Source organism: Thalassospira sp. MCCC 1A02898 (assembly GCF_001618185.1).
Lineage (GTDB): Bacteria > Pseudomonadota > Alphaproteobacteria > Rhodospirillales > Thalassospiraceae > Thalassospira > Thalassospira tepidiphila.
The window spans coordinates 689,223-703,198 of record NZ_LPXK01000011.1 but is presented as its reverse complement, the minus strand read 5'-3'; the positions used below and the strand labels follow the sequence as shown (position 1 = coordinate 703,198).

General features: G+C 55.2%; 14 protein-coding genes. 6 read left to right on the top strand and 8 right to left on the bottom strand.

Features of this window, described 5'->3' with window-relative positions; genetic code table 11:
* Positions 1 to 58: 58 nt before the first annotated feature.
* The 3 genes from ptsP to AUQ41_RS14180 all read right to left on the bottom strand — a co-directional run bounded on the left by ptsP (position 59) and on the right by AUQ41_RS14180 (position 4,735).
* Positions 59 to 2,341 carry a phosphoenolpyruvate--protein phosphotransferase gene (gene ptsP / locus AUQ41_RS14190; RefSeq protein WP_008891697.1) on the bottom strand — a complete coding sequence of 761 codons (2,283 nt, stop codon included), beginning with the start codon at positions 2,339 to 2,341 and terminating at the stop codon, positions 59 to 61.
* Between the two features lie 5 nt (positions 2,342 to 2,346).
* On the bottom strand, positions 2,347 to 3,375 hold the full coding sequence (locus tag AUQ41_RS14185; protein ID WP_008891698.1) for a nitronate monooxygenase family protein: 1,029 nt from the start codon (positions 3,373 to 3,375) through the stop codon (positions 2,347 to 2,349).
* A 139-nt stretch (positions 3,376 to 3,514) separates the two neighbouring features.
* Positions 3,515 to 4,735, bottom strand: coding sequence for an aspartate kinase (locus tag AUQ41_RS14180; protein ID WP_008891699.1), 1,221 nt, complete (start codon positions 4,733 to 4,735; stop codon positions 3,515 to 3,517).
* A gap of 423 nt (positions 4,736 to 5,158) precedes the next feature.
* Here AUQ41_RS14180 and ubiG point away from each other — a divergent pair, with 423 nt between their 5' ends.
* Entirely contained in the window at positions 5,159 to 5,917 is a 759-nt protein-coding gene (gene ubiG / locus AUQ41_RS14175) for a bifunctional 2-polyprenyl-6-hydroxyphenol methylase/3-demethylubiquinol 3-O-methyltransferase UbiG (protein WP_063088955.1), read from the top strand.
* Between the two features lie 15 nt (positions 5,918 to 5,932).
* Here the strand turns inward: ubiG and AUQ41_RS14170 are convergent, their stop codons facing one another.
* On the bottom strand, positions 5,933 to 6,367 hold the full coding sequence (locus AUQ41_RS14170; protein WP_063088954.1) for a DUF1178 family protein: 435 nt from the start codon (positions 6,365 to 6,367) through the stop codon (positions 5,933 to 5,935).
* A 125-nt stretch (positions 6,368 to 6,492) separates the two neighbouring features.
* Between AUQ41_RS14170 and AUQ41_RS14165 the strand changes: the two genes are divergently transcribed.
* The gene (locus tag AUQ41_RS14165; RefSeq protein ID WP_063088953.1) at positions 6,493 to 7,017 is read left to right on the top strand and encodes a bifunctional 2-polyprenyl-6-hydroxyphenol methylase/3-demethylubiquinol 3-O-methyltransferase UbiG; all 525 of its coding nucleotides are present in this window, start codon (positions 6,493 to 6,495) and stop codon (positions 7,015 to 7,017) included.
* Positions 7,018 to 7,166: 149 nt separating this feature from the next.
* Positions 7,167 to 9,080 (top strand): PhoX family phosphatase, encoded by a 1,914-nt coding sequence (locus AUQ41_RS14160; protein ID WP_008891703.1) that lies wholly within the window; start codon positions 7,167 to 7,169, stop codon positions 9,078 to 9,080.
* An 81-nt stretch (positions 9,081 to 9,161) separates the two neighbouring features.
* Here the strand turns inward: AUQ41_RS14160 and AUQ41_RS14155 are convergent, their stop codons facing one another.
* The gene (locus AUQ41_RS14155) at positions 9,162 to 9,704 is read right to left on the bottom strand and encodes a YHS domain-containing (seleno)protein (RefSeq protein WP_063088952.1); all 543 of its coding nucleotides are present in this window, start codon (positions 9,702 to 9,704) and stop codon (positions 9,162 to 9,164) included.
* 224 nt (positions 9,705 to 9,928) lie between these two features.
* On the opposite strand from AUQ41_RS14155, the gene AUQ41_RS14150 reads away from it, so the two are divergent.
* Positions 9,929 to 10,312 carry a VOC family protein gene (locus tag AUQ41_RS14150; protein WP_063088951.1) on the top strand — a complete coding sequence of 128 codons (384 nt, stop codon included), beginning with the start codon at positions 9,929 to 9,931 and terminating at the stop codon, positions 10,310 to 10,312.
* A 20-nt stretch (positions 10,313 to 10,332) separates the two neighbouring features.
* Here AUQ41_RS14150 and AUQ41_RS14145 read toward each other — a convergent pair whose 3' ends face one another.
* Both AUQ41_RS14145 and AUQ41_RS21290 read right to left on the bottom strand, forming a co-directional pair.
* Positions 10,333 to 11,157 carry a carbon-nitrogen hydrolase family protein gene (locus tag AUQ41_RS14145; protein ID WP_063088950.1) on the bottom strand — a complete coding sequence of 275 codons (825 nt, stop codon included), beginning with the start codon at positions 11,155 to 11,157 and terminating at the stop codon, positions 10,333 to 10,335.
* Between the two features lie 21 nt (positions 11,158 to 11,178).
* On the bottom strand, positions 11,179 to 11,313 hold the full coding sequence (locus AUQ41_RS21290) for a hypothetical protein (RefSeq protein ID WP_255356201.1): 135 nt from the start codon (positions 11,311 to 11,313) through the stop codon (positions 11,179 to 11,181).
* 78 nt (positions 11,314 to 11,391) lie between these two features.
* Between AUQ41_RS21290 and AUQ41_RS14140 the strand changes: the two genes are divergently transcribed.
* Together AUQ41_RS14140 and AUQ41_RS14135 are read left to right on the top strand one after the other, a co-directional pair.
* A complete protein-coding gene (locus AUQ41_RS14140; protein WP_008891707.1) occupies positions 11,392 to 12,051 on the top strand; it encodes a GntR family transcriptional regulator in 660 nt (219 codons plus the stop codon).
* A gap of 152 nt (positions 12,052 to 12,203) precedes the next feature.
* Positions 12,204 to 13,541 (top strand): NAD(P)H-dependent oxidoreductase, encoded by a 1,338-nt coding sequence (locus AUQ41_RS14135; RefSeq protein WP_063088949.1) that lies wholly within the window; start codon positions 12,204 to 12,206, stop codon positions 13,539 to 13,541.
* A gap of 85 nt (positions 13,542 to 13,626) precedes the next feature.
* Here the strand turns inward: AUQ41_RS14135 and grxC are convergent, their stop codons facing one another.
* On the bottom strand, positions 13,627 to 13,884 hold the full coding sequence (gene grxC / locus AUQ41_RS14130) for a glutaredoxin 3 (RefSeq protein WP_008891709.1): 258 nt from the start codon (positions 13,882 to 13,884) through the stop codon (positions 13,627 to 13,629).
* Positions 13,885 to 13,976: the final 92 nt, after the last annotated feature.

Here is a 13,976-nt window from a genome sequence, read left to right as displayed (position 1 = left end):
CCCCACGTTACGATCTAGCAATAAAACTAGCAGATATCCCCACCAAAAGCGATTGTTTTTAAAGTTTTACACCGTGATCTATTGCGAAAGCCTTAAGACGCGAACGCAATGATCTGGTCGGATTATCCATTATCGTCAGAATATAACTCTCGACTTCAGACTTACACATGCTTCTGACCATTTCCTTGACCGGACCAACAGAGGCAGGCGCCATCGACAAGCGTTTAATTCCCAAACCGATAAGGGCCATCGCCTCAAGCGGACGTCCCGCCATTTCACCACAGATGGTCAGGCGAACGTCCTTTTGATCGCACAATGTCACCAACTGGCGCATGAATGCGAACACACTTGGCGACAGCGTGTCATACCGGCCCTCGATCCTTGGATTGCCGCGGTCAGCAGCAAACATGAACTGCAACAGATCATTCGTCCCAACCGAGAGGAAATCAACCCGTTGCAGCAAGGCCGGAGCCTGCCAGATCAGGGCGGGGACTTCAAGCATGGCTCCGACTTCGACCTTGCGCGGGATAAATCCGCGTACGGCTTCACGTTTGAGCTGCTCGTCAAGAACCGCCTTTGCCTGATCAAATTCAGCAACTTCGGCGATCATCGGGAACATGACATAAAGATCGCGGTCATGCCCGGCCCGGATCAGTGCGCGCAACTGATGCACAAGCACCGCCGGACGATCCAGTGTGATCCGGATCGATCGCCAGCCCATCGCCGGATTCTCTTCTGTCATATCCTCCCAATAGGGCAGCAATTTGTCACCGCCCACATCAAGAGTTCTGAAAACCACCGGTCGGCCTTCGGCCTGTTCAAAAATACGATCATAAAGCCGGGTCTGATCGGTAATGTCGGGCATGGCGGATCGCACCATGAACGGAATTTCCGTCCGATACAGGCCAATCCCGTCCGCCCCGCTTTCAATCACATGCGGAACATCAATCAAAAGCCCGGCATTCACATTAAGTGAAATCTCCGCCCCGTCGGTCGTTTCCGCCGGAAGGTCACGCATCTGGGCGTAAAGCGCTTTTCGCTCTGCCCGGGCGCGCAACGCGCCGTCAATCACCGCACGGACATCTTCGCTTGGCCGAACGAAAAGCTGGCTGTTATCGGAATCGACAATCAGCGGATCACCGGCCTCAACCTTATCAAGCACACCTTTGACCCCACCCAGAACCGGGATATCAAGTGCGCGCGCAACGATTGCGACGTGCGAGGTGTGCGACCCTTCTTCAAGGGCAAGACCACGCAGACGGGTATGATCATAATCAAGAAGTTCGGCCGGGCCGATATTGCGCGCCACCAGAATGATATCATCGGGCAGATCGCCAAAGGCCGGGGATTGATACTGCCCCGAAAGATGCTGCAACAACCGGTTGGCCAGATCTTCAAGATCGTGCAACCGTTCGCGCAAATAGGGGTCGGTCACCTGCGCCATGCGCGCACGGGTATCGTCATGCACCTTCTGAACCGCGGCCTCGGCCGTAAGGCCGGTATGCACCGCCTCGGTAATGCGGTTAAGCCAGCCGGTATCCTGGGCAATCATCCGATAGGCTTCAAGGATATCACCCGGATCATCGCCTTCATCCATGCCGTTGATGCCTGAAACAGCTTCAAGCATCTTATCAAGGTGGTTCTGAAGGCCGTGCATGGCTTCGCGCAGGCGGGTCAGTTCTTCTTCCGGGTCATCAGAAACCATGCGGTCAATGACGATGCGCGGTTCGTGCAAAACGGCGATGCCCTTGCCGATCCCCGGTGCCAGACGCGCCCCGCCCAGACGCAGCGGCAACAACGCAATACCGTCCGCCGGGATCAGTTCCTCCCGGCTGACAAGTTCGCCACCGGCGACCATTTCGGCCAGCACCATGGCGACGTTTTCAAGCGCTTCCTGTTCGTCCTCGGAATACAGGCGCTCGGTCCGGTTCTGCACGGCAAGAACACCGATGATACGGCCCCCGCGCAGGATCGGCACACCGATCATCGAATGATAGATTTCCTCGCCGGTTTCCGGACGATAGGCAAAGTTCGGATGGCCTTGCGCGTCCTTAAGGTTAAGCGGACGCGCATGGGCGGCGACAAAACCGACAATCCCCTCGCCCACGCGAAGGCGGGTCAAGTGAACCGCTTCCTTGGACAGACCACAGGTCGCAAACAGTTCCAGCACTTCGCCCGCGCGCATCACATAGACCGAGCACACCTCTGCCACCATATCAGCAGCAATGATGGTCACAATCTGTCCGAGGCGTTCTTCAGCAGTCCCCGGTCCAGCCATGACGTCGCGCACACGCTTTAGAAGGCGTCGCGGACCTGTGACTGCGGCGGACGGAATGCTCATTTGACTTAGCTGTCTCTCTTAACCAGGGATTGAACGGCCTGTTCGACCAACTCTTCGAGGATTTCGGAAACCGGTTGTTCTTTCTTTACCATACCAACCGACTGTCCTGCCATAACCGATCCGCTTTCGACGTCACCATCGATCACTGCACGGCGCAGGGCACCGGCCCAGAAATGTTCAATTTCAAGCTGTGCAGCGCCTTGGTCAAGCTCGCCTGCGCGGAACTTTTCAATCACGGCACGCTGGGTATTGCGGAATTCTTCCGTGCCCTTGTTGGCAAGCGCACGTACCGGAATGACCGGGAAACGATCATCAAGCTGCACGGTGGTTACCGCGTCGCGCGCACTTGCGCGGATAAAGGCCTTTTTGAAATCGGGATGGGCAATGCATTCCTCGGCACACACAAGGCGCGTGCCGATCTGGACACCGGATGCGCCCTGTTCAAGCAAACCGGTGATCGCTTCACCGCGGCCAATCCCCCCGGCGCAGAAAACAGGAATATCGGAAACTTCCGGCAGGATTTCCTGCGCCAGAACCGTCAGCGATACCGGGCCAACGTGGCCACCCGCTTCGCTGCCCTCGATCACCAGCGCATCAGCACCCGAGCGGATCAGCTTTTTGGCCAGAACCAGTGCCGGGGCAAAGCAGATGACCTTGGCAAATTCCTTTGCCTGCTTGATCGAATTTGATGACGGCAGGCCACCTGCCAGAACCACATGCCCAACACTGTGTTCACGGCACACTTCAATCAGTTCATTGAGCTGCGGGTGCATGGTGATCAGGTTGACGCCAAACGGCTTGCTGGTCATTTCCTTGGTGGCGGCGATTTCAGCCGACAACAGATCCGGGGTCATCGACCCGCAGGCAATCACACCAAAACCACCCGCATTGGAGACCGCCGAAACAAGGTGACGCTCTGAAACCCAGGACATGGCGCCGGCCATAATGGCGTAGTCGGTGCCAAGGAATTCCTTGCCCGATGCCCACAGGTTTTCCAGGCGCGCCCGTGCGGCGTCAATTTTCGGATCACTCATATTCTCTGTACCCCAAAGCAGAAACGCAGGAGACCAGTGGTCTCCTGCCATTTCATTACAAAGGCTGAAACACACTGCTCCAGCTAGTATGTATTATTACAGGTAATTTAACAGCGGCTTAATCGCCAAACTGTTGAACTTACTCGGCATCCAGACCGTATGCCGTGTGCAATGCACGAACGGCAAGTTCGGTATATTCCTCGGCGATCAGAACACTGACCTTGATTTCCGAGGTCGAGATGACCTGAATGTTGATGCCCTTTTCCGCAAGCGTTTCAAACATCTTGCGCGCGACACCGACATGGGAACGCATACCCACACCAATGATCGACACCTTGGTCACATCAGAGGTGCTGAGCAGTTCCTGATAGGCAATCTTGTCTTTGTTCTTTTCGATCACCTGAAGCGCACGCTGGAATTCACCCCGCGGAACGGTAAAGGTCATGTCCGTGCTTTTGCCGTCTTCTGAGACGTTCTGCACGATCATGTCGACATTGATATTGGCATCAGCCAGCGGGCTGAAGATTGAAGCGGCAATACCCGGCTTGTCCGCAACTTTCACCAAGGTGATCTTGGCTTCATCACGGCTATAGGCAATTCCGCTGACGACTTCCTGTTCCACGATCTCGTCCTCGTCTACAACAAGTGTTCCTTCTGCATCACTAAAGGTGGAGCGGACCTGCACCCGGACGCGATGGTTCATTGCCATCTCGACTGAACGGGTTTGCAGAACCTTTGCACCAAGGGATGCGAGTTCCAGCATTTCTTCGTAGGTAATCTTTTCGATCTTGCGCGCCTTGGGCACAATGCGCGGATCGGTGGTGTAAACACCATCGACATCGGTATAGATGTCGCAACGATCTGCGTTAAGTGCCGCGGCAAGGGCCACTGCCGACGTATCCGAACCACCACGCCCAAGGGTGGTGATGCGGTTATCGGGTGCGATCCCCTGGAAACCGGCCACGCAAACGACTTCGCCGCCATTCATGCGCTTATCAAGCTCGGTGGTGTCGATTTCCTTGATGCGGGCCTTGGCATGTGCGCCGTCGGTCTTGATCGGGATCTGCCAGCCAAGCCAGGAACGTGCAGGCACATCCATGCTTTGCAGCGCCATCGCCAGCAAACCGACAGTCACCTGTTCACCCGACGATACGATCACGTCATATTCACGTGCATCATACATCGGCGAAACTTCCTGCGCCCAGCCAACCAGTTCGTTGGTTTTGCCCGACATGGCGGACACGACAACAGCAACCTGATTGCCGGCATCGACCTCGGATTTCACCCGGCGCGCGACATTCTTGATTTTCTCGACATCGGCGACCGAAGTGCCGCCAAATTTCATGACAATACGGGCCATGAAGTATCCCCGCTATGCTCGCCGTCCATCGGCTGTCCGAACGTGACGGCATGTGATCCGGTCCCGGCCCGGGCAAGCATGCCGAATTTGCGGCGCTTCCCCTGATCCAAGCGGCGTAATCAATACTGCCATAATCCCCGCGAAACAAGCGTCAAGGATGCCGATAAATTGCGTGAGAGCAATTTTTTTGACCTGAAAATGTCCCAAACCGTCCGAATGCGGCAAATTGGGTCGCATATCATGCGAAAATTACCCAATAACCCTGATGATATGCATCATCTGAACATGGCTGCCTTGCTTTGAATTTCTGCCAGATCGCTGCCATCGCACCGTCATTTGACAGGTGAGTATTGCCTTGCTGTGCGCGCACGCGTAAACAGGGCGTCATACAGCAACGTTGTTTTACGCCTTCGGAGCCACACCATGTCGGACGCATCCGCCCCCACCAGCCGCACAGCCAATGCCGATGAAATCGCACGTTTTTCTGCGATGTCTGAAAAATGGTGGGATCCAAATGGCGTGATGAAACCGCTGCACAAATTTAATCCGGTGCGCCTGCAAATCCTGCGCGACAATATCTGTGCGCATCTTGGCCGCGATCCGGAAACAATAGAGCCGCTTAAAGGCATCGAAATCATCGATATTGGCTGTGGGGCTGGATTATTGTCCGAGCCGCTTGCGCGCATGGGCGCAAAAATGACCTCGATTGACGCCTCAGAAAGCAATATCGAAGTCGCCAAAATCCATGCGGCACAATCCGGTCTTGAAATCGACTATCGCTGCGCAACACCGGAAATGCTGGCCGATGAGGGCAAGCAGTTTGATATCGTTTTGAACATGGAAGTCATCGAACATGTCGATGACCCGCAATTCTTCACGCAGGCTTGTGCATCGGTGCTCAAACCGGGTGGCTTGATGTTTGTTGCCACACTGAACCGCACGATCAAGTCACTGGCACTGGCCAAAATCGGCGCGGAATACGTTCTGCGCTGGCTGCCTGCGGGCACCCATGACTGGCGCAAGTTTGTCAAACCATCGGAAATGTCGGGCTATCTGCGTGGTGCCGGTCTGGACCTTCAAGATATCACCGGGGTGGCTTACAACCCGTTCAACGACACATGGTCGCCCGCCCCGCGTGATCTTGATGTGAATTATATGGTGATTGCCCGAAAGCCTGACTGATCTTCTTGGATCGCGTCAGTTCTTTTTGGTTCCGTCATCCCAGGGCAACGCCATGACATCGATGCCCTCATCGACCAGTTCAGCGGTTTCCTTAAGCGACGCCTGACCATAGATGCCGCGCTTTTCGGTTTCGCCGTAATGGATTTTGCGGGCTTCTTCGGCAAACTTGTTGCCGACATTTTCGCAATTGCTTTCGACCTGTTTGCGAATTTCGGCAATTGCGGCCTGGGTCGCTTCGGCGATTGCCTTTTGCTGTTGTTTTTCAGCAGCGACTTCTTTTTGGCGTGACGTGCGCAAACGCGGCGCCATCAGGGCCTTGCCAACATTTGACGTTCCACACACCGGGCAGGACAAATCCCCGCTGGCGGCCTGCGCGTCATATGTTGCGCCGTCCTTGAACCAACCCTCGAATTCGTGATCATGTTCGCATTTAAGCTGAAATAGAATCATGATGGTACGTGTATAAGCCAAACCAGTAGCAAAACGATAACACTATCAGATACAGATCATATGGCGCGCATCGGCGGGGATCGCCAGCCTGCGGGCGCCACACTCAATAACCAAGATTTACAAAAATGTCATCCCAATTGCCATCAAGCTGGGTCACACAGCACTGTCCCACGCCACACCCTGCCCGCAATCGCGCGCTTGATCTTGCCTGCGGCAAGGGACGACACAGCTTCTGGCTGGCGGATCAGGGTTGGCAGGTGACGGCAATTGATCGCGACCTTTCGCAAACCGATATCGATACGAACCCTGCAATCAACTGGATCGAAGCGGATCTTGAAACGGGTCAGTGGCTGTTGGGCGATCAACAGTTCGATCTGATCATTGTTGCCAATTACCTGCATCGGCCGCTGTTTGAATATCTGCGCAACGCCGTCCGACCGGGCGGCATCCTGATCTATGAAACCTTCATGGTCGGGAACGAGGCATATGGCCGTCCGCGATCACCGGATTTCCTGCTGCGCACCTATGAACTGGCAGACACATTTGCCGACTGGACGATCACAGCCCAGCAACAAGGCCCGATCAGAGCGAAACCGGGTGATGAAATTACAGCGATAAAACAATCTATTGTGGCGCAGAAGCCTGAATAAGGCGGATCAGCTGGACGGCATGTCTGATTGAAACAAATCCGTAACATACTGTTTTTGCAAAAAGAAACACAACTTTCACAATTAAAATGTGTCGTTTCTGGCATCTTCCCTGCTGCTGTTTCAGGCATAGGCGTTAAGAGAGAAAAGCCATGAACGATAAATACGAAATCATCGAAGATAGCGACGATATCCCGTCCAACCCGACCAACAATCCGTGCATCGACGATCTGATCAATGCACGCTTTTCCCGCCGCGGCTTTTTCAAAGGCCTGATGGCGACGTCGGCTGTTGTGGGCGCAGGCATTGCGACCAGAGGCGTTGCCAAGGCGCAGTCGCCATCCACCCTGACCTTCAAATCCATCCCGCAGAAAATCACCGAAACCCATGCTGTTGCTGATGGCTATGACGCAAGTGTGCTGATCCGTTGGGGCGACAAGGTTGTCGCCGATGCACCGGCATTCGTTCCGGGTCAGGTTGATGCCAACGCGCAGAACAAGCAGTTTGGTTATAACTGCGACTATGTCGGCTATATGCCGCTTCCGGTTGGTTCGCAGAATTCCGACCATGGTCTGCTGTGCGTCAGCCACGAATACACCAATGCCGAATTGATGTGGTCAGGCCTTAAGGATGCCATGGATGCATCCGAAGAACAGGCACTGCATGAAATTGCGGCCCACGGTCATTCGGTCATCGAAGTCAAGAAAACCGGTGGCAAATGGCAGGTTGTTGACGGGTCCGATTATGCCCGCCGCATTTCCCCAATCGACACCGAAATGCAGATTACCGGCCCGGCTGCTGGTCATGACCGCCTTAAAACCAATACCGATCCGACCGGCACCCGTGTTATCGGGACGCTGAACAACTGTGCGGGTGGCAAAACCCCGTGGGGTACGGTTCTGATCGCCGAAGAAAACTTCAACGGTTACTTTGGCGGCGATATCGCCAAAACCAGCGAAGAACGCAACTACAAGCGTCTGGGCATCAGCCAGGACAGCTGGTACTCGTGGGTTAAATATTTCGACCGCTTCAATGTTGAAAAAGACCCGAACGAGCCGAACAAATTTGGCTGGATGGTTGAAATCGATCCGTACGATCCGACCTCGATGCCGAAAAAGCGCACCGCCCTTGGCCGCTTCAAGCACGAAGGTGCGACCGTCATCATCAACAAGGACAACTCCGTTGTTGCCTATTCCGGTGATGATCAGCGTTTTGACTATCTCTACAAATTCATTGCGGCAAACAAATACAATCCGAATGATCGCGCCGCGAACATGGACCTTCTGGAAAACGGCACGCTGTTTGTCGCCCAGTTCCACGAAGATGGCAGCCTTGACTGGATGCCGCTGATCTTTGGCGAAGGCCCGCTGACCGCTGAAAACGACTTCCACAGCCAGGCTGATGTTCTGATCGAAGCCCGTCGTGCGGCCGACCTTCTGGGCGCAACCCAGATGGACCGCCCGGAAGACGTCGAACCGAACCCGGTCAACGGCAAGGTCTATGTCATGCTGACCAACAACTCCAAGCGCAAGGAAGGCAACGCAGCAAACCCGCGTGCGGCCAACCCGCATGGTCACGTGCTGGAACTCACCCCTCCGGGTGGTCGCGGCAAGGATGCCGATCACACCGCTTCGCGCTTTACCTGGGACATCATGATTGCTGCTGGTAACCCGGCGGTTGCCGATGACAAGGCGGTTTACCATCCGGCGGCAGAATCTTGGGTTTCCTGCCCGGACAACATGGCAATCGACCATCGTGGTCGTCTGTGGATTTCAACTGACGGCGCACCGAAGTCCGACATTCCTGATGGCATGCATGCCACCGATGTCGATGGCCCTGGCCGTGCGCTGACCAAATTCTTCTTTGCATGCCCGGTTGGTGCAGAAATGTGCGGTCCGGAATTCACCCCGGATGGAAAGACGCTGTTCCTTGCTGTTCAGCACCCGGCAGACGGTTCGTCCTATGACGCGCCAAGCACCCGTTGGCCAGACTTCCAGGCAGCAATGCCGCCGCGTCCGTCGGTCGTGGCTGTGACCAAAAATGACGGCGGTGAAATCGCAGGCTAATCCCCTGCGTCACTGTCCTGAAATGCAAAACGCACCGGCCAGTTTGCCGGTGCGTTTTTGTTTGTCTGCGTGTCACCCATATTACTTGATCGGGGCTGCCATATCATAGGTGCCGTCATTATCTGAAATTGCCATCCAGCTTTTGTCCGACGCTGACTTGCTTTCAAGATCGGTCCAGTTGCCTTTGGCGGCACTGATATTGCCTGAAATATCCTCGTTCCAGAAACCAACCACGGCCGGCGTGATGTTCAGATAAAGTTTCCCGTCGACAATCCGCCACAGGTTCGGGTTGGCCGGCACTTTGCCGCCCTTTACAACCCCGTATGCACAATGCCCATCAAAGGCCGGCGCGTATTTCGCCGGATCGGCCAAAAACATGTCGCGGTTTTCCTCGGACGCAAATGCCCAGGTCGCACCATTATATTCAGCCGTAATGTCGGCCCGGCCCGGAACGGCATGGGGCTGCATCATGCCAACATCTTTTTGCGGCAAATTGAAATAGGCCACCGCGTCATAGCCGCTGATCGCAAAGCCGGTTTCATCGACATATTGCTCGCCCGCAAAGGCGGCACCCGACAGGCCAAAAACAAATACCGTACCGATCAAAAACTTTTTGAACATCATCCCTGTTCCTCCGTTTGAAAATCCCTGATGAACCGAGTTTGCCCGGGAATAGCTTCAAAGCGAAATGACGTTGCGACACTGTTTCGTGAGATCGCGTGAGCCTGTGAAAAACCGCTCAACGCTTCCTATATCAATCAATGAGAATTACCCCTTGACCTCAACTATAGTTGAGGAATTACCAAGAAGGGAAACCGGAAAACAGACATCCCAAAAAAGGACAAGCCATGACTGCTGCATTTCTCGAACACGTGAATTTTACGGTCGCCGATCCGGCGAAAACCGCCCGGAACCTGCATAACTGGTTTGGCTGGCACACCCGCTGGCATGGGGAAGCCATCTATGGCGGGCTGTCCTATCATGTTGGCAATGACACAAGTTATGTCGCGATCTATGCCCTTGGCACGCCAAAGGACGGCCAGGATAACTCCTATGCCACAATTGGTGGGCTGAACCATATCGGGATTGTCGTCGATGACCTTGATGCGACCGAGGCAAAGATAAAGGCCGACGGCATCGAAACCTTCAACCACGCCGATTACGAACCCGGCCGCCGGTTCTATTTCCGGGATGAAAACGACATTGAATTCGAAGTGGTCAGTTACGCCTGACCACTTCGATCAAGACCCGACTAACAGGATTTATATTCCCGATCATTGCCAAGCGATGGCACCATCCGGCGAATTTCATCAACCCGCGTCAGATCAATCTCGGCGGTGATGAAACCCGGATCGGTGCCGCCATCGGCCAGAACCTGCCCCCACGGATCAATGATCAGGGAATGACCAAATGTCTGGCGGTCGCCCGGATGATCACCGCACTGGGCCGCCGCAATCACAAAGCATCCGTTTTCAATCGCACGCGCCTTCAAAAGCGTATGCCAGTGCGCCTGCCCGGTGGTGCGGGTGAAGGCCGCCGGGATGCTGAGGATCTTTGCCCCCGCCTTGGCGTAATCGCGAAACAGATGCGGGAACCGCACGTCATAACAGATCGTTATCCCGACCTTGCCAAATTCTGTTTCGGCCAGTCGGGCCGCATTGCCGGGACGGAATGTTTTGCTTTCGCGGTAACTTTCGCCATTCGCCAGATCGACGTCAAACATGTGGATCTTGTCATAGGACGTGATGACCTTGCCATCCAGACCAATCACGAAACACCGGTTCGCAACGCGATCTTCATCCGGCACTTTGACATGCAGCGATCCGACAATCAGGGTCGATCTCAGTTCTTCGGCCAGGTCGCAAAAGAAAACCAAACCGGGATGCTCATCTTCGGGAAAGGCAGCGGCGCGGACATTTTCGCCGCCAAACGACATCATCGACACGTTTTCAGGAAAGGCGATCAATCTGGCCCCCGCCGCATGGGCATCGCGGGCATAGGTTGCCGCCCGCGCAAGGTTATCAGACATCACATCGCGCGAATTGACCTGCACGCAGGCCGCAATGAAACGGGTCATGACGCAGTCTCCTTTTTATCATTATCCGTCTTCATGATGCGTCTCATGCCAGCCTGCCGCAATAGACAATTGGGATAGCGCAGCCGCGAACAAGGCCCGCAAAAAGCCCTGCGCTTTGGGGCACACATTGCGCATTTCCGCATCAACAACCGACATCACGCACATCCCAAATTCAGTCTTTTCATCCTCAAAATTAGTGTATACAGTATTCCGTACACCTAACGAGGATCGAAGATGGAACCTCTTTCCGGCCGAAAAAGTCTGACTGACGAAGTGCATGACCGTTTGGTTGATGCCTTGTGTTCCGGTGCTCTCCCTCCCGGGACACCTTTGCGTCAGGAAGCTATTGCCGAGGAACTCAATGTCTCGCGGCAACCAGTGTTGCAAGCTCTGGGGTTGCTGCGTCGTGACGGACTGGTCGAACCGATGGGACGGCGCGGATATCGCGTTGCGCCTGTCGACAGCGACCTTGTCCGTCACGTTTATGACCTGAGAGAAGCATTTGACGGGCTTGCTGCTCGTCTTGCTGCTGAAACCAAGGCACCGGATCGGGAATCGGCTTTGCGGGCTGCCATTATACAGGGACACCACGCTCTGGGCAGCGGCGACACCGCAAACCTTGTTGCAGCCGACGTCGCATTCCATCAAACGATCTACCGTTTGTCGGGTAACCCCCTGTTGCCCGAAGCATCAGCCGCAGTCTGGCTCCAGATCAGACGCGTGATGCATGCCTACCTGCAGATCGGGTACCCCCGTGATCCGATCTGGACGGAACATCAGGCCATCGCCGATGCAATCTGTGTCGGCGATGGTCCTCTTGCCGAAAAACTGGCGCGCGATCATGGGCGCAATGCACGTGATCGCCTGATTTCCCGAATGGAAAAGCCAAGCTGACCTTCCCCCCGCTGCCACCAACAGCCCGCCTTTTCCGAGCCCTTCGCACCACCAATCCCCATCGACTTCAAAAAATCTGCCAATGCCCCGTCCGCGTCGCCAAAGGCAGAACCATATAAGAACGACAAGTTTCCTGTCTGGGAGGAACGCCAATGAACCTTGATATAAAGCTCCGCAAACGGGCCGATGAAGGCAATCCCGTCCGGGTTGGCATTATCGGTGCTGGCAAGTTCGGATCGATGTTTTTAAGTCAGGCCGGCCATCATCCGGGCTATCACGTTCTGGGTATTGCCGATCTTAGCATTGATCGTACCAAGGCCGCCCTGCGCCGTGTCGGATGGTCCGATGACCAGTTTGCGGCAAAGGACGCTGCATCGGCCTATCGCGACGGCACCACATGGCTGACCGAGGATGCAGATGCCCTGATTGCCGCCGACGGGCTTGAAGTCATCATTGATGCCACCGGAAGCCCCGCGGCCGGTATACGCTTTGCGCTTAAGGCCATCGAACACGGCCGTCACATCGTCATGGTCAATGTCGAGGCCGATGTGCTTGCAGGCCCCCTGCTTGCCAAACGGGCGGAGGCCGCCGGACTTGTCTATTCCATGGCCTATGGCGATCAACCGGCGTTGATTTCGGAAATGGTCGATTGGGCCCGCGCGATTGGCCTGCCGGTAACGTGTGCTGGCAAGGGCACCAAATATCTTCCGATCTATCACCATGTCACGCCCGATGATGTCTGGCATCACTATGGCCTGACACCCGAACAGGCACAGGCGGGCGGCATGAACCCGCAAATTTTCAACAGCTTCCTGGACGGCACCAAATCGGCCATCGAAATGGCGGCCGTGTCCAATGCCTGTGATCTTGTGCCACAGGATTGCGGATTGCAGTTCCCGGCCTGTGGCGTGGATGATTTACCCCGACTGCTTTGTCCGCGCGAAAGTGGCGGCATACTGGATCGCAAAGGCACGGTCGAGGTGGTTTCAAGTCTTGAACGTGACACCCGTCCGGTGTTTCGCGATCTGCGCTGGGGCGTTTATGTGACCTTTGAGGCCCCCAGCGAATATGTCGCGCGCTGCTTTAACGAATATGGCCTCCTGACCGACCCAAGTGGTCAATATTCGACCATGTACAAACCCTATCACCTCATCGGGTTGGAACTTGGCATTTCGGTGGCCTCCGCCGCCCTACGGGGTGAAGCCACCGGCACATCGCGCGCATGGTCGGGTGATGCGGTCGCCACCGCCAAGCGTGATCTTAAACCCGGTGAAATGCTGGATGGCGAGGGTGGATATACGGTTTACGGCAAACTGATGCCTGCCCTGACGTCAAAGTCGCGTAATGCCCTTCCGATCGGGCTTGCGCACCATTTGAAAATCAAGCGCCCCGTCGCCATGGATCAGACGCTTACCTGGGATGATCTCGAATTCGATGCCAAGGACCCGGCAATTGCCTTCCGCAAGGAAATGGAAGCCACATTCGGCTAAGATTGCAATCATCAGACAAATAAAAACCCCGGCCAAACTGGCCGGGGTTTTGTATGACAATTGCCGTTAATCAGCCAATTGGCGATCAGGCAGACAGCTTGGCTTCGAGCTTGTCAGCAGCTTCCAGCGCCATCAGCTCGTCACAGCCGCCAATATGTTCGTCATTGATGAAGATCTGCGGCACGGTATGACGACCATTGGCACGGTCCATCATTTCCTTTTTGCGACGCGGTTCCATCATCACATCGATCAGCTGGTATTTCGCACCCTTTTCCTCAAGCAGCTTACGCGCACGCTTGCAATACGGGCACCATTCGGTGGCATAGACTTCAACTTTTGCCATGAGGCAGTCATCCTTTCTTTGGCAACCGATCATCGCGAATGCCCCGGATTATCGGGTCCACTGCGTCTGATACGGTGCGGAATTTCAGTCAG